This window comes from Neobacillus sp. PS2-9 (assembly GCF_030915525.1).
Taxonomy (GTDB): Bacteria; Bacillota; Bacilli; order Bacillales; family Cytobacillaceae; genus Neobacillus.
The window spans coordinates 664,470-685,619 of record NZ_CP133269.1 but is presented as its reverse complement, the minus strand read 5'-3'; the positions used below and the strand labels follow the sequence as shown (position 1 = coordinate 685,619).

Annotated in this window: 21 protein-coding genes; 8 read left to right on the top strand and 13 right to left on the bottom strand. The window is 44.0% G+C overall.

The window, feature by feature from the left end:
• Positions 1–82 precede the first annotated feature (82 nt).
• Both RCG25_RS03505 and RCG25_RS03500 read left to right on the top strand, forming a co-directional pair.
• Positions 83–850 carry a CPBP family glutamic-type intramembrane protease gene (locus tag RCG25_RS03505; RefSeq protein ID WP_308082302.1) on the top strand — a complete coding sequence of 256 codons (768 nt, stop codon included), beginning with the start codon at positions 83–85 and terminating at the stop codon, positions 848–850.
• A 49-nt stretch (positions 851–899) separates the two neighbouring features.
• Complete coding sequence (locus RCG25_RS03500; RefSeq protein ID WP_308082301.1) at positions 900–1,382, top strand: hypothetical protein; 483 nt, start codon at positions 900–902, stop codon at positions 1,380–1,382.
• 61 nt (positions 1,383–1,443) lie between these two features.
• On the opposite strand, the gene RCG25_RS03495 is transcribed toward RCG25_RS03500, so the two are convergent.
• From RCG25_RS03495 to RCG25_RS03440, 12 genes are all read right to left on the bottom strand, one after another.
• A complete protein-coding gene (locus tag RCG25_RS03495) occupies positions 1,444–2,298 on the bottom strand; it encodes an ROK family protein (RefSeq protein ID WP_308082300.1) in 855 nt (284 codons plus the stop codon).
• Positions 2,299–2,327: 29 nt separating this feature from the next.
• On the bottom strand, positions 2,328–3,557 hold the full coding sequence (locus RCG25_RS03490; protein ID WP_308082299.1) for an MFS transporter: 1,230 nt from the start codon (positions 3,555–3,557) through the stop codon (positions 2,328–2,330).
• 60 nt (positions 3,558–3,617) lie between these two features.
• On the bottom strand, positions 3,618–4,610 hold the full coding sequence (locus RCG25_RS03485; RefSeq protein ID WP_308082298.1) for a zinc-dependent alcohol dehydrogenase family protein: 993 nt from the start codon (positions 4,608–4,610) through the stop codon (positions 3,618–3,620).
• A gap of 5 nt (positions 4,611–4,615) precedes the next feature.
• The gene (locus tag RCG25_RS03480; protein ID WP_308082297.1) at positions 4,616–7,126 is read right to left on the bottom strand and encodes a beta-mannosidase; all 2,511 of its coding nucleotides are present in this window, start codon (positions 7,124–7,126) and stop codon (positions 4,616–4,618) included.
• Positions 7,127–7,404: 278 nt separating this feature from the next.
• On the bottom strand, positions 7,405–8,472 hold the full coding sequence (locus RCG25_RS03475; RefSeq protein WP_308082296.1) for a BtaManbiosPhlase: 1,068 nt from the start codon (positions 8,470–8,472) through the stop codon (positions 7,405–7,407).
• A 15-nt stretch (positions 8,473–8,487) separates the two neighbouring features.
• Positions 8,488–9,426 (bottom strand): MTP-1 family protein, encoded by a 939-nt coding sequence (locus RCG25_RS03470; protein ID WP_308082295.1) that lies wholly within the window; start codon positions 9,424–9,426, stop codon positions 8,488–8,490.
• A complete protein-coding gene (locus tag RCG25_RS03465; RefSeq protein WP_308082294.1) occupies positions 9,426–11,009 on the bottom strand; it encodes a glycoside hydrolase family 13 protein in 1,584 nt (527 codons plus the stop codon). The genes RCG25_RS03470 and RCG25_RS03465 overlap by 1 nt, the downstream gene beginning before the upstream one ends.
• 104 nt (positions 11,010–11,113) lie before the next feature.
• A complete protein-coding gene (locus RCG25_RS03460; RefSeq protein WP_308082293.1) occupies positions 11,114–11,254 on the bottom strand; it encodes a hypothetical protein in 141 nt (46 codons plus the stop codon).
• Positions 11,229–11,369, bottom strand: coding sequence for a hypothetical protein (locus tag RCG25_RS03455; protein ID WP_308082292.1), 141 nt, complete (start codon positions 11,367–11,369; stop codon positions 11,229–11,231). Before RCG25_RS03455 ends, RCG25_RS03460 begins: the two co-directional genes overlap by 26 nt.
• 19 nt (positions 11,370–11,388) lie before the next feature.
• Entirely contained in the window at positions 11,389–12,219 is an 831-nt protein-coding gene (locus RCG25_RS03450) for a carbohydrate ABC transporter permease (RefSeq protein WP_308082291.1), read from the bottom strand.
• Complete coding sequence (locus tag RCG25_RS03445; RefSeq protein ID WP_308082290.1) at positions 12,206–13,084, bottom strand: carbohydrate ABC transporter permease; 879 nt, start codon at positions 13,082–13,084, stop codon at positions 12,206–12,208. Before RCG25_RS03445 ends, RCG25_RS03450 begins: the two co-directional genes overlap by 14 nt.
• Complete coding sequence (locus tag RCG25_RS03440) at positions 13,084–14,409, bottom strand: extracellular solute-binding protein (protein WP_308082289.1); 1,326 nt, start codon at positions 14,407–14,409, stop codon at positions 13,084–13,086. The genes RCG25_RS03445 and RCG25_RS03440 overlap by 1 nt, the downstream gene beginning before the upstream one ends.
• A gap of 433 nt (positions 14,410–14,842) precedes the next feature.
• Here RCG25_RS03440 and RCG25_RS03435 point away from each other — a divergent pair, with 433 nt between their 5' ends.
• Entirely contained in the window at positions 14,843–15,871 is a 1,029-nt protein-coding gene (locus RCG25_RS03435; RefSeq protein WP_308082288.1) for a LacI family DNA-binding transcriptional regulator, read from the top strand.
• 307 nt (positions 15,872–16,178) lie between these two features.
• Positions 16,179–17,912, top strand: a complete 1,734-nt coding sequence (locus RCG25_RS03430) for a phospho-sugar mutase (RefSeq protein ID WP_308082287.1) — start codon at positions 16,179–16,181, stop codon at positions 17,910–17,912.
• A 40-nt stretch (positions 17,913–17,952) separates the two neighbouring features.
• Here the strand turns inward: RCG25_RS03430 and RCG25_RS03425 are convergent, their stop codons facing one another.
• Complete coding sequence (locus RCG25_RS03425; RefSeq protein ID WP_308082286.1) at positions 17,953–18,126, bottom strand: hypothetical protein; 174 nt, start codon at positions 18,124–18,126, stop codon at positions 17,953–17,955.
• A 1,065-nt stretch (positions 18,127–19,191) separates the two neighbouring features.
• Here RCG25_RS03425 and RCG25_RS03420 point away from each other — a divergent pair.
• From RCG25_RS03420 to RCG25_RS03405, 4 genes are all read left to right on the top strand, one after another.
• Positions 19,192–20,106, top strand: a complete 915-nt coding sequence (locus tag RCG25_RS03420) for a cell wall-binding repeat-containing protein (RefSeq protein WP_308082285.1) — start codon at positions 19,192–19,194, stop codon at positions 20,104–20,106.
• Positions 20,107–20,282: 176 nt separating this feature from the next.
• Positions 20,283–20,501, top strand: a complete 219-nt coding sequence (locus RCG25_RS03415; protein WP_308082284.1) for a DUF1659 domain-containing protein — start codon at positions 20,283–20,285, stop codon at positions 20,499–20,501.
• Positions 20,502–20,537: 36 nt separating this feature from the next.
• Entirely contained in the window at positions 20,538–20,756 is a 219-nt protein-coding gene (locus RCG25_RS03410; RefSeq protein WP_308084087.1) for a DUF2922 domain-containing protein, read from the top strand.
• A gap of 72 nt (positions 20,757–20,828) precedes the next feature.
• Positions 20,829–20,966, top strand: coding sequence for a YvrJ family protein (locus RCG25_RS03405; protein WP_308082283.1), 138 nt, complete (start codon positions 20,829–20,831; stop codon positions 20,964–20,966).
• Positions 20,967–21,150 lie beyond the last annotated feature (184 nt).

Below are 21,150 nucleotides of genomic sequence, written 5' to 3'. Positions count from 1 at the left end.
TCCCACATACCAAAGAGGAAAATTATGTTAAAATCTAATAGACTCCCTACAAGGAGCACTACATATGAAAAAGTGGGTATGAATGATGATTCATAAAAATATACTGGGTTTCCTTATCCTGTTTGCTGTCTACCATACATCCGAGCTGGTCGGTAGCAACCCAATGCTACTGTTTGCCTCCTTTATCTTATTCTTTATCACCGCACACATCGTGGCAAAAGTCCGTGGCGAAAAGGGACTTTCCACTTTTGGGCTGCACAAACACAAACTAGCATCTATGAATCTATGGACTGGTTATTTTCTAGGCGTCTTATTTTACGGCGGAAGCTTTGTAGTCTCGGTCTGGACAGGAAAAATTGAATTGGAAGGTACCTTTTCTCTCCAACAAATCATCCTGCCCTTTGTGGGAATCATCTTGCTTACATTCCTTTCCTCGGCCAGCGAAGATATCTTAACCCGCGGGTACGTGTTCAAGTACCTCCCGAAAAACTGGACACTCCCTACTATAGTCGTCGTCTCGTCAGTCATTTACGTCCTCAATCACATTTGGCGGATTGGCGATAGCTACACCCAGTGGATCATGCTGTTTCTTATGGGACTAACCTATGCCATTCCCTTTGCCATAACAAAGTCCCTATGGTTCACCATTGGGTGTCACTGGGGCTGGAACACCGTGTCCCTGTTCAAAAGCCAGATTGGCAATTTTAGTGATTTCAAGGTCGTTGACCATACAACGGACTGGACCTATATAGTTACCATGTTCCTCTTCCTGTTATTCGTGATGGGGACAGTCCCCCACCGCGCTAAAGCGCCGGGGGACTGTCCCCACAATGAAACCATCCCACGATAGCCTCGTCTAAAAGGTAAGTGCAGAAAACTACAGGGAACGAGGGGTTGGAATGAAAAAATTTGGTTTTATCTTTATCGTGATACTAATCGTGGTCGGCGTCTTTAGTTATAAAATGGTCACGGCAGACAAAAGTGTGAGTATTAAAACACAGGTGAAGAACTTTGGTGAAAAGAAAACCAATCAGGTTCCGTTGGATTATACAATAAAGGAAGCGCTTGAAAATGGAGACATCCTACAAGGACAAATTAAAGCGAAACAACGAGCAAGGATTAACGAGTTTAAGAAGAATGTAGAAGATGGAAAACCCGACCTTCTTCGCTTTATTCGCTTCAACACAGATGACAAGCCTGGAGAAATTACGGAATTCCAATTCAATGGTGAGATCATTTATTACAGCCAGGAAGCGCGAGATTTCGATGGGCAGAAAGAAGTAGTAAGCGACTATTGCCAAAAAATCGAGAAGTTAAAGAAGCCTTGGAAAGGAACCTTTCTCACGCACTGTCTGAATCCTAAAGCCGTATACGAGTTTTAAACGACAAGAGAAGGGACAGTCCCCGCTGCGTTAAAGCGCTGGGGGACTGTCCCCTCTCTTTTTATTTTGCTCTTTCCGCGAGCATCAATGCCCCTGTAATCCCGGCATCGTCGCCTAGTTCCGGGCGCACGATGTAGTCGGATAGTTCTGGTAATGGGACGTAATCGTTCAACAGTTCAGGCAGGTACTTATAGATGGCTGCAAAGACGGCTTCCTGGTGGCTCACTCCCCCGCCGAGGATGATTTTTTTAGGCGAAAGGATCAGAATATATTGCATGAGAGCTTGAGCTAAATAGTAGCCCTCCAGGTCCCAAACCTCTAGACGCTCCACCAAATCCACGCCTTTTTCTCCCCAGCGCGCTTCAATCGCAGGACCGGCCGCCAAGCCCTCCAAACAATCACCATGATAAGGGCACTTCCCTTGAAACGTATCATTCGGATGACGTCGTAACAAAATATGACCCATTTCCGGATGAGACCACCCTTGCAAAAGCTGTCCCTGCACAATCGCGCCTGCACCAATCCCGGTGCCAACCGTGATATACAAACAGCTGTCCAACCCTTTCGCCGCACCAAACGAAGCCTCGCCTAACGCCGCCGCGTTCACATCCGTATTAAATCCAATCGGCACACCGAACGCTTCCTTCATTGTCTGCACGAAAGGATAATCCTTCCATCCCGGTTTCGGCGTAGACGTAATATACCCGTAGGTTGGACTCTCCACATTAACATCAATCGGTCCGAACGATCCAATCCCGATTGCTTCAATATTATATTTTTCAAAGAAGGCAATGACCTGTGGCATCGTTTCCTCAGCTACAGTGGTCGGGATTTGAATTCGTTCCATAATCGTTCCCTTTTCATCCCCCACTGCACAAACAAATTTTGTTCCGCCTGCTTCAATGGCACCTAGCATACAGCAATTCCCCCATTTAAAAATTTATCCTATAATTCTTTTGGTCCAAGCACAGCTTCCTTTTTCGGTCTTTTCCAAATAAAGTATAGCGCTGGAATCATTATGACATAAACAATTGGAAAAACGCTAAACGATACGGGTAAAAGCTGTTCAAAATCAAAGTATTTCCTCATCGCTAAGAACAGGAACACACCGATAATTCGTCCCACACCAAGTGGAATCTCGCGAATGATAATATAGTCCAAACGCCGTTCCTGATATAGCGGATCCTTTTCAATCGATTCATAAATCATGGCATTCATCGAGGTCGTGATCATATTCATCGCTACAGGAGATATAATTCCAAAGACCACCAACGAAAAAAGCACAGGCAATACGGATAATAAGACAGAGCTAAAAAATACACTAATCGAGCCTATCGCAAAAATCGCCAACCGGTATTTCGGATTCGAGAACTTAGCGAGCACATAGAACGCGACAATTGCGACAATCTCCGCCGCCGTATTATACACCCCTAAGCTCAGCTCTCCCCCGGCAACCTTGAAGGTAATCATCGTAATTAAAAAAGTAGAGTAAACACCGGACACAATGCCATCGGCAAACATGACCTTGTACATCTTCATCCATTCCGGTGACGGTCGCTTGATTACATTCCAGAAGTGACTCTTTGTCGTCACCGGACTTCCTTTCACTTTTAACGAAACCAAGAAAGAAATGAAGAAGAACACGCAGGTCGCAATAAAAACTACATAATAACCAACCATACCTTGGAATTGGGAAATCAACACACCGGCAATGAGTGGAGCAATGACCCCTCCAATCGTCAGCAAAATCCCTTGAATATACAAAAACTGATCGCGCTTATCATTCGTAGTCAAATCTAACACGGCCATATGGACGCCCACATAGTAAAGGCTCATTGCCAACCCATTGGACATTCCGAGCAGAAAGATGTGATCTCGTAACGTATCATGGAAGATCAACATAATGAGATAGGTAATCAGGTAAAAAACAAATCCTAAACGCATCGTAATCATCGGACTAGTCTTCCTGGCAATCCAGGCACACACCCCGAAAAAAACAATGATCGCCAATGACCAATACAAGCTATAGTACGCGAGCAGGGAATACGTTTTATCCAGTTTCCACAAAAACACGCTTTGAAAGACCCCCGACAAGGCTCCGCCAAAGGAAAAAAAGGTATTCATTAGCAAATAAAACTTTAATTCCGTGGAAAACGATTTAAAAATTTGAAACATAGTTTAATCTCCTTTAAAGGGGTGGAGCTTTAATGCAGTGGGGGACTGTCCCCCGTCACTTTAATGTGTAATAATCCCTTTAGACACTCCGAGTGAAGGATAGTCTGCCATCGCCGCAGGCAGTTCTTCTTTTGTAAAGCGGTGTGAAATGAGCGAGCTCACATCGACTACCTTTTTCGCGATTAACCTAATCGCTTCTTCGTGTGTATAAGGGTTAATAAACGATCCCTTGATCGTTAATTCTTTTGAAAAAATCTCAAACGGTGACACAGAAATCACTGTGTCAGGGGCTGCGACTCCAAACAAGAGCACCTGCCCGCCTTTCGCCGCTGATTTCACCGCAAGCTCCATGCTTTCTGGTCGGCCGACACATTCAATCACCACATCTGCTTCAAGCTTTGCAGCATCCATAGGTTGAACGACGTCATCCGCTCCAAGCTGATACAACAGCTCTCTTTTATTCTCAGCCGGCTCACTGACAACAATCGATTGAACGTGGTGTTGCTTCACCAATTGCAAAAACAACTGGCCAATAAAGCCGCCTCCGATAATTAACACCCTGCTCAGCGGTGACAAGGTTATTTTTCTAAAGCCATGTAACACACAGCCTAACGGCTCCACCAATGCCGCTTCCTCAAACGTCATCATATCCGGAATTGTATAGCAATTAGCACTCGGCACCGTACAATATTCGGCCATGCCACCATCTCTTGTGACACCTACCGCCTGAAGTTGTTGGCAAAGATGCGCACGATTGCTGCGGCAGTACTCACAGGTTCCACAGTAAATGTTCGGATCAATCGACACACGGTCGCCTGCTTGTAAACTCGTAACCTCTGAACCTACTTCCACCACTTCTCCCGCTAACTCATGTCCAAGCACGATCGGCGGATGAACCTCGGCAGAACCTGGATGTCCATGGTAGATATGCTGGTCCGTGCCGCAAATCCCACAGCTCTTTACTTTCACCACTACTTCATGTGCTAGAGGTCTTGGCTTCTCCCACTCTACCACTTCCAACTGCTTTGTTCCCTGCAATACCGCTGCCTTCATTTAGTTCATCCTTTCTTGCTATTGATCGCTTTTACTCGTAAAGTCTCCCAAGGAATTTCTTTTCCCTGCGCCTGCTCAATTCCAATCACACGGGTCTCATTTGCGAGTAGGTCAAAGAAATTATCCTCCATCACTAGTTGCTCCTGGTCGAGTTCAATCGTGACCATCCGTGCAAGTGAATTCGTAGAGACAGTCAACTCGTTCGTCTCCTTATTGACTGAAACCGTCAATTCAACCTCTTCAAATCGCAAATCCTTTTGATCACGGAAAAAATAGATATTCTCGCCAGCTTGATTATTTTTCGAACGGATAACGATCACGGACTCCTCCGGCTCTAATCCACCGAGAGCTTCTCGTTCAAGGACGGTCTCAATCTGTGTCGCCGAATTGGCTTCCACACTGACCTGCCATTCCTTCGAAAACACCTTTTCCCCTTTAAAATCGTACACAGCAAGTTCAATTTCATCCTGATAGGCTTCTAACTTGTCATTCACGACCCACACCTTGATGTCTTCCCCTGGCGTTTGATCGAGCGTCAAAAGAATTGGGCTGAAGAATTTCCGCGCATAGTGATAAGAAGCCTTCGGCAATAAATAATAATCGATCACCGACCAGCTCGTCCCCGGCCAGCAATCGTTCAGCTGCCAAAACAACGCCCCACTAGTATGCGGCTTGTTTCGGCGATAATGCTCAATCCCAAATTTCAATCCTTCCGCCTGGGTCAGCATTGAATAGGCAATATATTCATCGAGATGCTTCGGAGCACCAGTGTACCCTTCCATTAACAATATTCCTTTAGGATGGTGAATATCTTTGTTCCGGTACGCCATTTCTTCGCTTCCCCAGAAAAATTGCTCCGTCGGGATATTCCTCTCTAATGTGTAGCGGTTGGAGGACGCATGCATACCAAATTCGCTGGCAAACAGCGTTGTATCCGTTTTGAAATTTTTAAACGAAAGTCCTTCGATACTGTAATTGACACGTTGCGGTTCCCCGAACACTCGCGGCTCGATATTTCCATGCCACACCTGCCAATTATGCGTATCCCCCTCTTCCCTCGAGTTATGGTCATTCCCGCCAAACGGGGAGCTCGGCCAAAACAGCCGGGTGGGGTCGAGTTCCTCTAGCAATTCCGGCATTAACTCATGGTAGATTTTCTCTCCGTAAAAAGGATGGGTAATCTCACCGGAAGACTTTAATGCTTCATACAACCAGTCATTTTCGTTGTTGCCGCACCAAATCGCCAGGCACGGGTGATTGCGCAGACGTTTAACGACATGACTAATTTCTTCACGAACATTGGCCATGAAGTTTTTGTTATAGTCTGGATAAAGTGCACAAGAGAACATGAAGTCCTGCCACACTAGGATTCCCAGGCGGTTGCACTCTTCATAGAACACCTCTTTTTCATAGATGCCGCCGCCCCACACGCGGAGCATATTCATGTTGGCATCCTTCGACATCTTAATCAGATGCTTATAGCGGGTGTCAGGCACCGCTCCTATGAAACTATCAATTGGGATCCAGTTGGCACCTTTCGCAAAAATCTTTTCGCCATTTAGAACGAAGGTAAAGCACGGCTCACCATTCTCGTCTCTTCGTCTGACTTCGATCGTTCGGATACCGATGGCTTCTTCTTTTTCGTCGATTTTCGTTCCATCGGCTAGCAACTCGACCTTCAACTGGTACAGGTACGGCGTTCCGATATCATGGGTCCACCATAATTTTGGGTTATCCACTTCCAGGACAGCTGAAGCTTTTTTTCGGTCAACTTTCACCTTTGTGGTGGTGATTGGCTCCTCGCCGTCGTTTAGACTGATGAGGGCCTCGAATTCTTTTTCCCGAGTGTACGAGGTAATGTCCACATCCACTTCAACGGTAGCTTTGTTAGCGTCAATCGATGTGGTTCTCGCAAACACATGGTCAAGTTTAGCTGTAGACCGTTTTTCTAAATGAACATCTTTCCAAATCCCCGCAGCCACGAGTCTCGGACCCCAATCCCAGCCATAGTGACTTTGGGCTTTCCGCGTCCAAATTCTTTTTTTGCTAAAACCGGACCAGTAATATTGCACTTTATCTTTGACATGCACTGTGACCGGATCAAAGCGAACCGCCAGCACGTTTTTCCCTTGTTTCAGCTCGCGCGCTACTTCAAAGGTGTGGCTGATAAACATATTCTCCGTTGAACCGATCTCCACTCCGTTTAGATACACTGTTGCGAACGTGTCGAGTCCTGCGAAAATGAGTTCATAGCGGTCTCCTTTTTGGATCTCGTCGTGAAATTCAAAAGTAGTCCGGTACCACCACACCTTTTCCTCTACCCACTGACATTTCAGGTCGTTGTGTCCGTAAAAAGGGTCGTCGATCAATTTCCGTTCGATTAAGGTAGAATGGACATCGCCCGGCACCGCCGTTGTCATCCAAAAATAATCAATATACTCAGGCGAAGCCACCTCCAGGTCACGCGCAGCCCCCACATCAAAATGCTTCATCTTCCAATTGTCATTCAGTTTCATCGAAACGTCACCTGCCTTGTTGTAAGCTTTTTTGTAAAAGGATGTGTTAAAGAAGATTGTTGATTTTTATCTCCTGTTGATTGGAGAGGAAGGCGCGAAGACTCCTGTGGGAGTACGGTTCAGGGGAGACCCCGCAGGCGTGAGCGCCGAGGAGGCTCGCCGAAACGCCCACGGAAAGCGAAGCGCCTGGAGCGGAAATCAACAGACAAGTTAACAGAGCCTGGTAAAAAACAAACGAAAGGCCAAAATCGAGTGAACAATTTTGGCACTATAAACAACTACTTTATATAGGTCAATGAATCTAAAATCTCCTGTACACTTAACTCCGCACAAGCCATAGACGTATCAGCTACACCATAGAACATCTTAACCACATCGCCCTCCACAACCGCACCGCAAGAGAAAACAACGTTTCCAAAGAATCCTTCAACCTCATACTCTGCTTCCGGCTCAAGAATCGGCTGATCAGAACGCGCAATTACCTTCGTCGGATCCTCTAAATCTAGCAACACAGCTCCCATGCAATAGCGGTGATCCGTCGTCGCACCGTGGTAAAGCTCAAGCCAGCCTTTTTCTGTTTTAAAAGGAACCGCTCCTCCGCCCATGCGCGCGCTATCCCACATGCCTTCACGTAAACCTAACAAATGCTTGTGGTTACCCCAGTGTATTAGATTCGTAGATTCCGCAATCCACATCTCCGGCATCCCTACACTCTTTGGAACTGGTCGGTGAATCGCGTAATATTTTCCATTGATTTTTTCTGGAAAAATTAACACATCTTTATTTTCCGGGGCAAAAATCATCCCGTGGTGCTCCGTCGTAACAAAGTCCTTCGTGGACACCATCGATTCCCCGACACCCACCGGTGAAACCGCACTAAAATAGATATAATACGTATCGTCAATCTTTGTAATCCGTGGATCCTCAATCCCAAACGTCTCTAACTCATTAGATGGATACACAAACGGTTTCTCATCAATCGTAAAATGGTGACCGCCGTCCTTGCTGCGAGCAATGCGTAAATATGCAATCGATGTTAAGTATTCAAAGCCTTGCGTATCGCCGCTTCGACGAATCACACGCGGATCAGAAAAATCATATATCGGATCATCTAAACGGAACTCGATAATTTCAAGCTCATTTGTTTGTGGATTAAAGATCGGCGCTTTCACGATATTCGGGTCGTGACTAATTGGGCGCTCGGCCACACGAAGCATCATGATAATTTCATCGTTGAAAGTCGTTACCCCTGCATTAAACGCACCGATGACCTCGAAATCTTCACGGTGAGGCGTAACATCTGCCGGAGTTACTAATGGGTTCTGTTCATATCTATATACGTTCATTTGTCTAGTCTCCTCTTAACCTTCGTATTGTAAAAACGGATCAATAATCGTAATTTTTTGCGCTTCCGCATCGCTGATTCCTGCATACATATCAGCCGTTCCATCAGCTTTTCGAACGAGCCCGCCGCTAAACACCACATCAATTAAGTCTGGACGCTTCGCAGGGCCAGGCAGGAAATGACTTCTTGTCGCAATTAACTCGATATCAGAGATGTCACCTGTTTCAGGATTCAAGGCAAAAACCATTGGATAGTAGTGGCGATTTCCTTCTTCATCAAAAGATGCAATGTGTCCTAACACACCGACAAGTCCGTTGGCAAGAAGATGCGGTTCGTTCGCTCCGCCCCACTGTTCGTCGATAAACTGGCCTTCTAATAAAGGTGCCTGCTCCACCACATCAATGGTAAGCTCATCTAAGGATGCAATGCGTGTCCAGCCAATTTTTCCACGACCGCCCTTTTCCCCTTGAGGCCTCGTCAATACACCGATGCTTCCGTCCTTTAACTCGATTAAGCGAAGGTCCTTCATGCCGTCTGGTCCTTTAGCGAATTCCTTCAGGCTTGCAATGTTGGCGCCTTTGTAAAAAACGGTTCTCCAGCCGAGGGCGCCTTTATTGATGGGGTGCGGGAAAATTTGAACGCCGCCCAAGACGAGTTCCCCTGCAATTTTTGTAAAAAAAGGATCCTGTAATTCTAAGACAGGTGCGCCTTCACGCGGCACCCACTGCCCTTCTCGCTCAACGAAAAAATACACATTCGAATGTTCGCTGTCACGTGACTCAACGCGGCCTGCGATGACAAGCTCCCCTTCATCCTCAAACGGCGCCGAAATGTTATACACATCATTTTCACCGACTCCAGTGAAGACAATTTTTTCAGGACTCGTAGGTGTTTTTGCAAATTCCTTTACCAACTGTTCACAGGTTTTGACATTTCCTTTCGTTAAAACGGTCATTACTTGAGATCCTCCTTTAAAATCATGGCTTCGTTGCCCAAAATTCTTTTTCCATCGAGAGTGGTTCGTTTGTTAGACAGCAGCAGAGTGCCGGTTGACCCATCAACTGTTTTCGGCTCATCCGAAAAGTTCAGCGCCACAAGGATTCTTTCTGATTCATCTTTTCTGATGAACGTCATCAATCCATCCTCGTAACGTAAAAATTCATAGGTTCCTAAGGTTAAAGCTCTATGTTCCTTGCGCAGCTTCAACAAGCTTTTATAAAAAGAAAGCATCGATTCCGGCGCGTGCAGCTGATCTTTTACATTTATGAGTGCCGCATCGTTCGGAACGGTAATCCATGGTTTCTGCTCAGAAAAGCCAACATACTCACTTCCGTCCCATTGCATCGGTGTCCGCGATTTGTCACGTGATTTGTCATTCGCGATGACGAGCGCTTCCTCATGCGACTTGCCTGCCTCCAATGCCAGCTTGTAACCCATGACACCTTGGACATCCTTCATTTTCGCGATGTTATCGGTAATCCAATCACGCATGCCGATTTCATCACCGAAATAGATGAACGGCACTCCTCTTGCGGTAAGCATCAAAGTCGCAATCAGCTTCGCACGGTCCTCATCGCCGCCAAATCGTGAAATAAAGCGCGACATATCATGACTACCAAAGAACAACGTCGGCACCTGTGTTTCGTCATAGGCTGCCTCTGTATCCGTGAGCTGCTGATACAGCTTCTCCGGATCAAATTCCGCAATACTTCCAATGTTAAAATTGAACACCACATCTAATTTTCCCAGACCCGAATACTGTTTTAGGATGTCGAGGTCCTCTGACCCCACCTCGCCTACGAGAAATTTATCCGGATACTGATGAACAAAGGCCGCAATCTCCTCAATGATGCCGAGGATTCCTTCCTGGTCTTTATCGTATACATGCTCTTGTTCCTGCTTCGAGGCATCATACGGATTGTCCACGAACTGATCATTTATTTTTAAAAAGTTGATGACATCAAGGCGAAAGCCATCGACCCCTTTTTCAAGCCAGAACTTCATGACATCGAACATGGCCGCTTTCACTTCTGGATTGGCCCAGTTGAGGTCAACCTGTTCCTTCGCAAACGCATGGTAGTAATACTGCTCGGTCGTCTTATCGTACTCCCAGGCCGTGCCGCCGAAGAACGATTCCCAGTTGTTCGGTTCGTCTCTCCAAATGTACCAATCGCGTTTCGGATGGTCCTTTGATGACTTCGACTCCTGAAACCACTCGTGCGCTGAAGAGGTATGGTTCAGAACCAAATCGGCGATGATTTTGATTCCGCGGTTATGAGCTTCTTTTATAAAAAGTTCAAACTCCTCCATTGTTCCGTAAGCCGGGTCGATGCTCACGTAATCAGAAATGTCATAGCCATTATCTACCTTGGGCGACGGGTAAAAGGGCGTAAGCCACAAGCCATCAATTCCTAGATCTTTTAAATAGTCGAGCTTGGAGGTGATGCCAGCGAAATCCCCCATCCCATCGCCATTTCCGTCTTTAAAACTTGGCATATAGATTTCATAAAAAGTCGATTGCTGCCACCATTTCACCATTTGATTGGACTCCTAACCTTGGAAGACTTTCTGACTGATCTTTACTTTTTTTAAAAACTAACTTTGTGTTTGCGATATGGGATTCCGCCAGTTTTAGCATTTATTCACCCAACTTGGACCGGGATTCCGCCAGTTTCAGCATTTATTCCGCCGACTTGGATCGGGATTCCGCCAGTTTCAGCATTTATTCCGCCGACTTGTTCATGGATTCCGCCAGTTTTAGCATTTATTCCACCAACCGGCATGAATCCCATCTACTTCAGCATTTATTCCGCCGACTTGGAACGGGATTCCGCCAACTTCTACGTTTATTCCGCCGACTTGGGCCAGAATTCCGCCAACTTCACAAATCCCGAACACAGCTCCCCTGCCTAAACGACTATTTAAGCGTAAACTGCATTCCTTCTTGGAACTTTTTCGCAAACAGTAAGAAAATGATAATAATCGGCATCGTTAGTAACACGGATGCTGCATACATTGGGCCTGGATAGCCGCCGTATGGACCGAACATTTGTGAAAGCAACACGTTCAGTGTCAGCATGCTGTCGCTCTTCACCACTAACATATCCCATAAAAGCTCTGTCCAACGTTCCATGAACAAGAACAAGAAAATAACCGTCGTAATCGACTTTGACATCGGCAACACGATTTTGAACATGATCTGTAGCTCGCTCGCCCCGTCTAGCTTCGCCGCTTCAATAAACGTATCTGGAATCGCCTTGAAGAAGTTCGTATACATAAACACAGCCCATAAGCTGAGAGCTTTTGGCAAAATCATGCCCCAATACGAGTCATACATGCCGATTCGTTGAATCACCAAGAACGTTGGGATTAACAAGATGATCGCCGGGAAAAACATTTGGAACAAAATCACATTGTTAATCGTGTCTCTTCCCTTAAAAGGAATTTTTGCTAATGCATAAGCCACCATGACCCCAGTGACCATCATCAAGAAAGTCGAACCGGCTGACACAAGAAAACTGTTAAAGAAAGCACTCACCCAAGGTCTTGGAATGACCGCTTCTCCTCCGCCAAGAAGCCATTCATACGATTTCAAGCTAAACTGTGTGGGAATGAGCTTTTTATCGACTTGGTCCCAATCAGCAAAAGAATTCAATACCATATAAATGTATGGAAAAATCATGACTAGTAAGAGAACGATCGCAAGCAGGTAGCGAAACCATACTCCCTTTTTCTTAGCTCCATCCATTTCTTTTCCCCCACATTTCTAGAAGTTTTCGAATGATAAAAATGGAAATAAACGTGACAACAGATGCAATAATCGCTACAGCAGACGCATAACCTGCCTGAAGATTCGAGAACGCTCTTGTGAAAATCTCCATTTGCCATGTATTCGTTGCAAAGTTTGGTCCACCGCCTGTTAACTGGTACACCTCTGTGAAAATACCGAACGTCACACCAATCGATAAAATTAGAACAGTAAACAATGCCGGGTATAGAAGCGGGAAGGTAATCTTCCAAAAACGCTGCCAACCTGTCACTCCATCGATACTAGCTGCTTCGTATACTTCCTTATCAATGCTTTCAAAACCTGATGTTAAAATCAGCGCATAGTAGCCAGTGAATTTCCAAGCGATAATGACTGCAACCGTAAACAGGGCCGCAAACGGACTACCAAGCCAGTCAATATCTAAGCCTAAAGACCCTCGTAAAAATTCATTCACCGGACTGTTATACGATAAAAGTCCTTTTATAATCAGAGAGGAAACAACCCCTGACGCTAAGTAAGGAAGGAAAAAGCCAATTAAAAATAATCCTTTGAATTTCGGTAATCCTTGAACGATTAAAGCAACAATAATCGATGATGCAATCACCAATGGGACAAACACGGCCATAAACTTAAATGATACGAAGAAGGCCGATTGCACTCCTGGACTTTTAAAAGCCTCCGTATAGTTTTCCAATCCTACGAAACTAAACGTAGGCGCAATTAAGTTCCAATCAGTAAAAGAAAGAAATAATGACCACACCAGCGGTATTAGAAAGAAAACAATGGCGTATAAAAGATAAGGACTGGCAAATAGCCAGCCCAACCTTCCTTGTTTCGTGCTCATTACTTAAGAGCCCCCTCAATAGCCTTCTGCATATCCTTCCATGCAGTTTTTGGATCTTTTTCACCCTTTACTACTGGATTGAATGCCTGTTGGCCAATTAATGTTTGAATATCATTGTATTTAGCGTTATCCATTGAAGGAATTCCGTTTGGAACAGCGGCTGCATATGGCTGTAATGCTGGGTTTTTATCAAAGAACGCTTTGAACGCATCATTAGATGTTAAATCATCACGTGCAGGTGGTAAGCTTGTCTTTTCAAGCCATTTCACATCATTGTCAGGGTTAGCATACACCCACTTAATGAATTCCATTGCTGCTTTTTGTTGTTCTTTCGTTGCAGAAGCGTATACGACTAAACCTTTTGTATCAGCGAACGTCTTCGCATTAGCTGGGTCCATATCATCTGGAACTGGCGGTAATGCTAATGTATAAGTTTCGTTAAACTTCATATCCGGGAATTTGTCTGCCCAGTATGGAATAGTCCAAGGACCAATGTCAGTGAAGATTCCTAATCCACTTTCAAATGGATCTTTTGCTTGCTTCGGAAGTAACGCATTCTCTTTACGAAGACCATCAACTAATGAAAGAACTTGTTCGCCTGCTTTTGTTTCGCCAGTGAATTTTGTTCCTTCCACAAACTTGTTACCATTTGATGCTGCATCGTAAAGCATGAAGAAGTCAAACCATCTCTTCCAAGCCGTTGGGTCAGCCAGGTCCGCTTTTGCCCAAACATATTTATCAGGATATTTTTCTTTTAATTTCTTAGCAACAGCTAACATTTCGCTGTAAGTTTTTGGTGCTTCGTTAAAGCCAAGCTCTTTTAAGATATCGAGTCTCCAACCAAATAACATTGCATTAGAGTAGATTGGCAATACATATTGATGGCCGTCTGCGAATTCCCAGCCCTTCATTGTATTTTCCATCTTACGGCTTTCAGTTACTTCCTTCCATCCATCTAATTCATCCAGCGGGACAAGCGCTTTACTATCTGCTAATTGCGCCGCGAACCCACGGTTAATGTTTTCAGATAATGTTGGAGCACTTCCACCAGCGATCGCTGATTGGATGCTTGCCTCTGATGTTGGGCTTTCCTTCATCGGACTAACATTCACTTTGATTTTAGGATTTTCTTTTGTGAATTCTTCCGCTACTTCCTTCCAATATACTTGCTGCGTTGGGTTTGGAGCGGCCCAGAATTCAATCGTTGTTACTCCATTTTTTGATCCTGCTGTTTTCGAATCCTTGTTGCCTGTTGAACAGCCTGCAAGACCGGAAACAGTCAGTGATGCTGCGAATAAGATTGATGCTACTTTTTTTATTTTCATCCTAAATTCCTCCAATTATTAATATCTTGTCTTAATTTGAAGAAGTTAAAAACATGATTACGAATCTACGAAAAATAAAGTATGATAACGCTATCATTGTCCTGCAAAAAAATTTACAATGAACATGTAATCATTTGTCATGGAAGGTCAGTCTTGCCGTAATCCCTCATTTCCTATAAATGATCCCATCATTACAAAACTAGCAAATTACTCATCTTGTAATGTTGTAATTAACGTTACAAGTACATTATTACACTGTTAATATGTAATGTCAAACATTATTTCGTGAAAAATTTACAGAACTAACACAAAATTTACCTAAAATACTACGTAATGCTCTATTGCAATAATAAACTTGTAACGTTACAATAAGATTACAACAAATGACAAATTAAAGATAACGTAAAGTTACTATATAAAGGGAGAATGTTATATGGAAAGAAAGGTATCGATGCAAGATATAGCTGATCGGCTAAACATATCGAAGAACTCGGTGTCTCAAGCTCTTTCGGGGAAACCAGGGGTTAGTGAGGAAACAAGACAGTTGGTTCAAAAGGTAGCCGATGAATTAGGGTATCAATATGCAGGCAGCCGTAAGCTGAAGCAACCTGAACACACCACTGCACCAAAAAACATCGCATTGATTGCTTCTGATTTTGCTTTTTCACTTGTCAGCTTCTTTGGAGAAATTTACTTAAGTGTGGAAAAAGAAGTCAGAGACCGTGGCATGAATTTGTTCATTGAATCGATTAATAGTGAATCAAAAGAGAAGTTAATTTTACCTAGCCTGCTCTCTAACCATCAAATCGACGGCATCCTGATTTTATCTCATATTAGTACAGATTATATTGCAAAAGTAATTGATACCGGCATTCCAACGGTTCTTATTGACCATCATGAACCAAGTTTGCAGGCGGATGCGATTTTAACCAACAATCGGTTCGGTGCGTACTCGGCAGTTGAACATTTAATCCAACTGGGCCATCAAGAGATCGGCTTTATCGGTGATGTGACTTTTTCACCGAGCTATCAAGAACGATTAGATGGGTATTTTCTCGCGCTTAGACAATACGGGTTGGAGCCGAAGCATGAGTTCATTTTTACAAAAGCGCAGGAAGATTTAGGGGAGTTAAATCAGTATTTTGAAGCACTGGATACGAAGCCTAGTGCCTGGTTCTGCGTGAACGATGGCCATGGTTTCTTGATTACTTCCTTATTACAGCAAAAAGGCTACAAGGTTCCTGAGGATGTGTCGGTTTGTAACTTTGATAACGGTCAGCTTTCACAAATTGCCACGCCGAAAATTACGACCATGGACATTGATTTAAAGTACTTTGGTAAAAAAGCGGTGGAGCAGCTTTGGTGGCGAATCCATCATAAAGAGGACCCAATCCAGGAGATCCTCCTTCCGACAAAATTGCTAGTGAGAGATTCAACCGCAAAATTTCATAATATTGGATAAAACAGAAAAGGGGAAGCGCCTTGGTCAGCCCCGACAGGCAAATGTTCTTCGGCAAGAAAAGTCGCACTTTGACTTTACTTGCTGAAGGTTATTTGACCCGAGCTGTAACAATCATCGCTTTATCAAGCCATGATTGTTACAAGATACTCAAGGTAGATTATTCAGGATGAAAACTGGCTAGGCGCTGGAGCTAGACAATTCTCGAAGTCGAATTTTATACATTCTTGTCATGTGAGCAAATACACCTTGTCCAAATTCCGGACAGGGTTTATTCTAAAAAGAGGAATAAAAGAAGGAGAGATGGCTTTTGAATTGGACACAACATGCAGATAAATGGTTCTCTTTTTCAGCATTAGAAAAAGATCAAAATGACAAGTTAGTAGAAATTAAGGATAACGCAGGTCTGTTAGAGGATAGCTTTTATAAACACCTTGAATTCGGTACAGGCGGGATGCGCGGTGAGCTTGGACCTGGAACTAACCGTTTAAATACCTACACGATCCGCAGAGCTGCAGAAGGTCTTGCTCAATATATCGTGGAACAGGGCGAAGAAGCCATGAATCGTGGGATCGTCATTGCCTACGATTCTCGTCATAAGTCTCCTGAATTTGCGTTAGAAGTAGCCAAAACGGTTGGAAAGCACGGCGTGAAGGCATATGTATTTGATGCGCTTCGTCCAACACCAGTCCTTTCCTATGCTGTTCGTTACTTACATGCGTTTTCCGGCGCTGTCATTACAGCGAGCCATAACCCACCGGAATATAACGGCTTTAAAGTGTACGGCGAAGACGGCGGGCAGCTTCCTCCTGAAGCAGCCGATACGATTATCCGCTATGTCAACCTGGTTGAAAACGAGTTAGCTGTAGAAGTGGCCGAGGAGCAAGAATTGCTTGCAAGCGGATTACTAACATATGTGGGTGAAGAAATTGACAATGCATATGTCGAGCAGTTAAAAACACTTCAGCTAAACCCTGAAATGGTGGCTAGCGTGGCAAATGAATTGAAAGTTGTTTTCACTCCATTACACGGTACGGGGAACAAGCCCGTTCGTGCCGGTCTGAAGGCATTCGGTTTTGAAACCGTAACGGTTGTGGCGGAACAAGAACTTCCTGATGCCAACTTCTCAACAGTGAAATCGCCCAATCCAGAGGAGCATGCGGCCTTTGAATTAGCGATTAAAGTAGGCGACGAAATCGGTGCGGACGTATTGATGGCAACAGATCCGGATGCAGACCGTTTAGGCGTGGCTGTGAAAAATAGCGCCGGTGAATATACGGTTCTAACCGGTAACCAGTTGGGCGCCCTTATGCTTGAGTATTTGTTATCGCAAAAACAAGCCCAAGGAACATTGCCTGCAAATGGCGTCGTGATTAAAACGATCGTTACTTCTGAAATCGGTCGTGCGATTGCCGAGCACTACGGTATTCAAGCGATGGATACACTGACTGGCTTTAAATTCATCGGTGAAAAAATCAATGAATTTGAGCAAACCGGCGAGCATACCTTCCTATTCGGTTACGAAGAAAGCTATGGCTATTTGATCGGCGATTTCGTGCGTGATAAGGATGCCGTTCAATCAGCCATTTTTGCAGCAGAGGTAGCGGCTTATTATAAATCTAAAGGCATGACCATGTTCGAAGGCTTGCTGGCGATTTTTGAAAAATATGGTTTCTATCAGGAATCGCTTCAGTCCATTACGTTAAAAGGAAAAAATGGGGCTGAACAGATTGCTAGCTTAATGGAGACATTTAGAGCGAAAAAAATGAGTGAAGTGGCTGGAATTGAAGTGGCGGCAATTGAGGATTATGCGACTTCTATCCGAGTGGCTGATGGCGCTGAAAGCCAGATTGACCTCCCTCGTTCGAACGTGTTGAAGTACCACTTAGCAGATGGATCTTGGTTCTGCTTACGTCCTTCAGGCACGGAGCCGAAGGCAAAGTTCTACTTTGCGGTCAAAGGCGAGTCATTAGAGGATAGCCAGATGAAATTGTCTTCCATTCAAACGGCGGTTATGAATAGAGTTCAGGAAATTGTAGGATAACTGGTTTGAGCCCTTGTCTATTTTTGTAGGCAGGGGCTTTTTAATGGAATAAAACTTCATACACGGCTAAAGCCACGCTTCCCAAACCAATGCAAATAACAAATAAGATGACGTCCCGTTTTTCTTTTTGCACCATTTTCTTCTTATTAAGCTGTTCCCGGTAAATTTGCTGGGCTCTTTCTTGCTTAAAAGCAATGTGGTCTAACTGCCTCATGATTTTCACACCACCTAAATAGGTCTTTATTATTATGACGATGCTGCCGGGGTAATGGTTACAGATGGTGTGGAAAGTTTTGGTTCTACGGGACATGTTCAGGCGTTAATTTAATTTAGTAGGAGGTGACGAGGGTAGGATAGAATTCCATTCCTACTGGCTCCTTCAGTGGTCTGCTTGCTATTTACTTAGTCTATAAAAAGTCGACGACTACTTCTACTTTTCTTTAATTTTTGTTGCTGAAAGTAGACGTAGTCTCCTTCTACTTCTACTTTTCTCTAACCTCTGTTGCTGAAAGTAGACGTAGACCCCTTCTACTTCTATTTTTCTCTAATTTTTGTTGCTGAAAGTAGACGTAGACCCTTTCTACTTCTATTTTTCTTTAATTTTTGTTGTTGAAAGTGGACGTAGACTCCTTCTACTTCTACTTTTCTCTAACTTTTGTTGCTGAAAGTAGACGTAGACTCCTTCTACTTTTCTCTAATTTTTGTTGCTGAAAGTAGACGTAGACTCCTTCTACTTCTACTTTTCTCTAATTTTCGTTGCTGAAAGTAGGCGTAGACCCCCTCTACTTCTACTTTTCTTTAATTTTTGTTGCTGAAAGTAGACGTAGACTCCTTCTACTTCTACTCTTCTCTAATTTTTGTTGCTGAAAGTAGACGTAGACTCCTTCTACTTCTACTCTTCTCTAATTTTTGTTGCTGAAAGTAGACGTAGATTCCTTCTACTTCTACTTTTCTTTAATTTTTCGTTGCTGAAAGTCGAGGATACAAAAGTAATGGTTTTACTCTTGGTATAGACGGTAACATGTGCGGATATCGGAAACTTTCGTGTTGAGTTTGAATTTACGGTTATGGGACTGATGGCCAAATCACGATTTCATAGGGATCAGAATATTTATTACAATGCTAGGCAATTCAGCACAGAGAGGTCGGTTCCAAATGAAAACCGGGCTCATTTTTATCCCAACTCCTCCCTTCTTTTCCTCAAAATGTACCATTTACTACAAATATACTAGGATAGTAGAATGAAGCAGTATGTACTAGATATATAGGGGGCAAATATATGAAAAAGACACTACAGGCCGTGGCCTTGGTTACTGGTTTAACGCTACTTTCTTCTCCTGTTTCATCCTTTGCAGCAACAAATAGTACAACGGTTGCTAAGTACCAAAATCAGTGGGTTAAAAAAGATAGCTACTGGACTTACTACAATACGAGCGGGGCACTCCAAAAAGGCTGGTTCCTTCTAAATAGTAAGTGGTACTTCTTTGATGCATCAGGCATTATGAAAACAGGCTGGGTTCCTTTCAACAACAAATGGTATTATTTCACTACGAGTGGTGCAATGAAAACAGGCTGGGTTTACGTTTCAAATAAATGGTATTACCTTGATAACTCCGGAGCAATGAAAACGGGCTGGTTGAAGATTGGCCCAGATTGGTACTTCTTGAATTCAAACGGATCCATGAAAACGGGTTGGTTACAATCAGGCGGCAAGTGGTACTTCCTAGATCTTTCTAGCGGAAAAATGTTACTTGGGTGGAACATTATTAATGGAAAGACGTATTTCTTCTATAGCACAGGCATGGTAACCAATATAACAATTGAAGGAAAAGTCATTGGTGCGGACGGGGCAGTGATTGAAGAGAATACGATATTAAAAAAAGTGTCTGATCTTGCTGCTCCATACGGCGTAACAGTGGAATATGACGCAGAATCAGATGCCTATGATTTGTTTTATGGTAAGGAACCAATTGGATTCGTTATGCCGGACGGGTTAATTATGGGAGACCCTGCATACGGAGAATTATTTAACAAGCTCGCTCTTGCGGTAGGCATCCCTGTAACAGAAGCACAGTTAAACGATCTAGTGGCACAGGCGAAGGAAAATGGCGAAGTGGAATCAGGCGACATCTATATCTATATTAACAACGACGAAGACACATACATGATCTCTTGGGGATCTGAAGGAGAATAAGGTTTTGGTATTTGGTTAAGGCCCTTTGATAAAAGGGGCCTTTTTTGTTTGGGGACAGTCCCCCGGCACAGTAAAGCAGCACCGCACTGGGGGACTGTCCCCCAAACAAATTTTTTCTCTAGCCTGTCTTTTTCCCCTCTTAATCACTATATAGAAGGTGAAAGGAGGTGAGCGAGATGGCACAAGCGTTATTAGAAGGTACAAAGCTTCGAATGGTGTTTGAAACTGGGGTCGATGAGGAAGGAAATCCAATCCTCCGTGCAAAAACGTTTAGCAACGTGAAAAGCGGAGCAACCACTGACCAGTTGTTTCAGGCTGCACAAGCAATCAGTGTGTTATGTAATGATACGCTGAACAAAGTAGAGCGCAATGACAACACTAACATTATTGCGTAGTAATCCTTATGAAACGATTGAATGGAGGTGAATAGAATGGCAAAAACATTGGAGTTGGAATTCGGTACGGAGCTTGGAAAGACCGCACGTATTTCGGTTGAGAATCCAAAAGAGCCGGTCGATGAAGAAGTCGTGAAGTTATCGATGGCACAGATCATCGCATCCGACGTATTTTCCACTAACAGCGGAAAGCTTGCTGACGTCAAAGGAGCAAGAATCGTCGAGCGTAATGTAACAGATTACGAGCTAGTTTAATGCTAGAATGAGGGTCAGTCCCCCACTGCTTTATTGCAGCGGGGGACTGACCCCAGAAAGGAGTGAACTCTCGTGGAACAAATCATTCCGCTCATCAGTGAGGTGGGATTCCCCATAGTTGTCACCCTGTATCTGCTTTATCGGATTGAGTCGAAGCTGGATATGGTGGTCCAATCGATACAGAATCTTCCCGATCGCATGAAGGCATGATCAAACAGGCAACGATAGCGCAACACCCTTCGCTCCCCGGCGTTGGGTGTTTTTTTATATTAATAGGATTCTTACGAAAATAAATTGATTTTGCAGCAAACCAACCGAAAAATAGAAATTGATTGCAGATATCTGAGATTCCCCACTTTTTTCAATTAAATAATGAATTTGCAGCATTCGATAA

Excerpts from the sequence above, each read along its gene's own strand:
- RCG25_RS03505 (WP_308082302.1), top strand. The coding sequence starts at position 83 with ATGATGATTCATAAAAATATACTGGGTTTCCTTATCCTGTTTGCTGTC.
- RCG25_RS03500 (WP_308082301.1), top strand. The coding sequence starts at position 900 with ATGAAAAAATTTGGTTTTATCTTTATCGTGATACTAATCGTGGTCGGC.
- RCG25_RS03495 (WP_308082300.1), bottom strand. The coding sequence starts at position 2,298 with ATGCTAGGTGCCATTGAAGCAGGCGGAACAAAATTTGTTTGTGCAGTG.
- RCG25_RS03490 (WP_308082299.1), bottom strand. The coding sequence starts at position 3,557 with ATGTTTCAAATTTTTAAATCGTTTTCCACGGAATTAAAGTTTTATTTG.
- RCG25_RS03485 (WP_308082298.1), bottom strand. The coding sequence starts at position 4,610 with ATGAAGGCAGCGGTATTGCAGGGAACAAAGCAGTTGGAAGTGGTAGAG.
- RCG25_RS03480 (WP_308082297.1), bottom strand. The coding sequence starts at position 7,126 with ATGAAACTGAATGACAATTGGAAGATGAAGCATTTTGATGTGGGGGCT.
- RCG25_RS03475 (WP_308082296.1), bottom strand. The coding sequence starts at position 8,472 with ATGAACGTATATAGATATGAACAGAACCCATTAGTAACTCCGGCAGAT.
- RCG25_RS03470 (WP_308082295.1), bottom strand. The coding sequence starts at position 9,426 with ATGACCGTTTTAACGAAAGGAAATGTCAAAACCTGTGAACAGTTGGTA.
- RCG25_RS03465 (WP_308082294.1), bottom strand. The coding sequence starts at position 11,009 with ATGGTGAAATGGTGGCAGCAATCGACTTTTTATGAAATCTATATGCCA.
- RCG25_RS03460 (WP_308082293.1), bottom strand. The coding sequence starts at position 11,254 with ATGCCGGTTGGTGGAATAAATGCTAAAACTGGCGGAATCCATGAACAA.
- RCG25_RS03450 (WP_308082291.1), bottom strand. The coding sequence starts at position 12,219 with ATGGATGGAGCTAAGAAAAAGGGAGTATGGTTTCGCTACCTGCTTGCG.
- RCG25_RS03445 (WP_308082290.1), bottom strand. The coding sequence starts at position 13,084 with ATGAGCACGAAACAAGGAAGGTTGGGCTGGCTATTTGCCAGTCCTTAT.
- RCG25_RS03440 (WP_308082289.1), bottom strand. The coding sequence starts at position 14,409 with ATGAAAATAAAAAAAGTAGCATCAATCTTATTCGCAGCATCACTGACT.
- RCG25_RS03435 (WP_308082288.1), top strand. The coding sequence starts at position 14,843 with ATGGAAAGAAAGGTATCGATGCAAGATATAGCTGATCGGCTAAACATA.
- RCG25_RS03425 (WP_308082286.1), bottom strand. The coding sequence starts at position 18,126 with ATGAGGCAGTTAGACCACATTGCTTTTAAGCAAGAAAGAGCCCAGCAA.
- RCG25_RS03420 (WP_308082285.1), top strand. The coding sequence starts at position 19,192 with ATGAAAAAGACACTACAGGCCGTGGCCTTGGTTACTGGTTTAACGCTA.
- RCG25_RS03415 (WP_308082284.1), top strand. The coding sequence starts at position 20,283 with ATGGCACAAGCGTTATTAGAAGGTACAAAGCTTCGAATGGTGTTTGAA.
- RCG25_RS03410 (WP_308084087.1), top strand. The coding sequence starts at position 20,538 with ATGGCAAAAACATTGGAGTTGGAATTCGGTACGGAGCTTGGAAAGACC.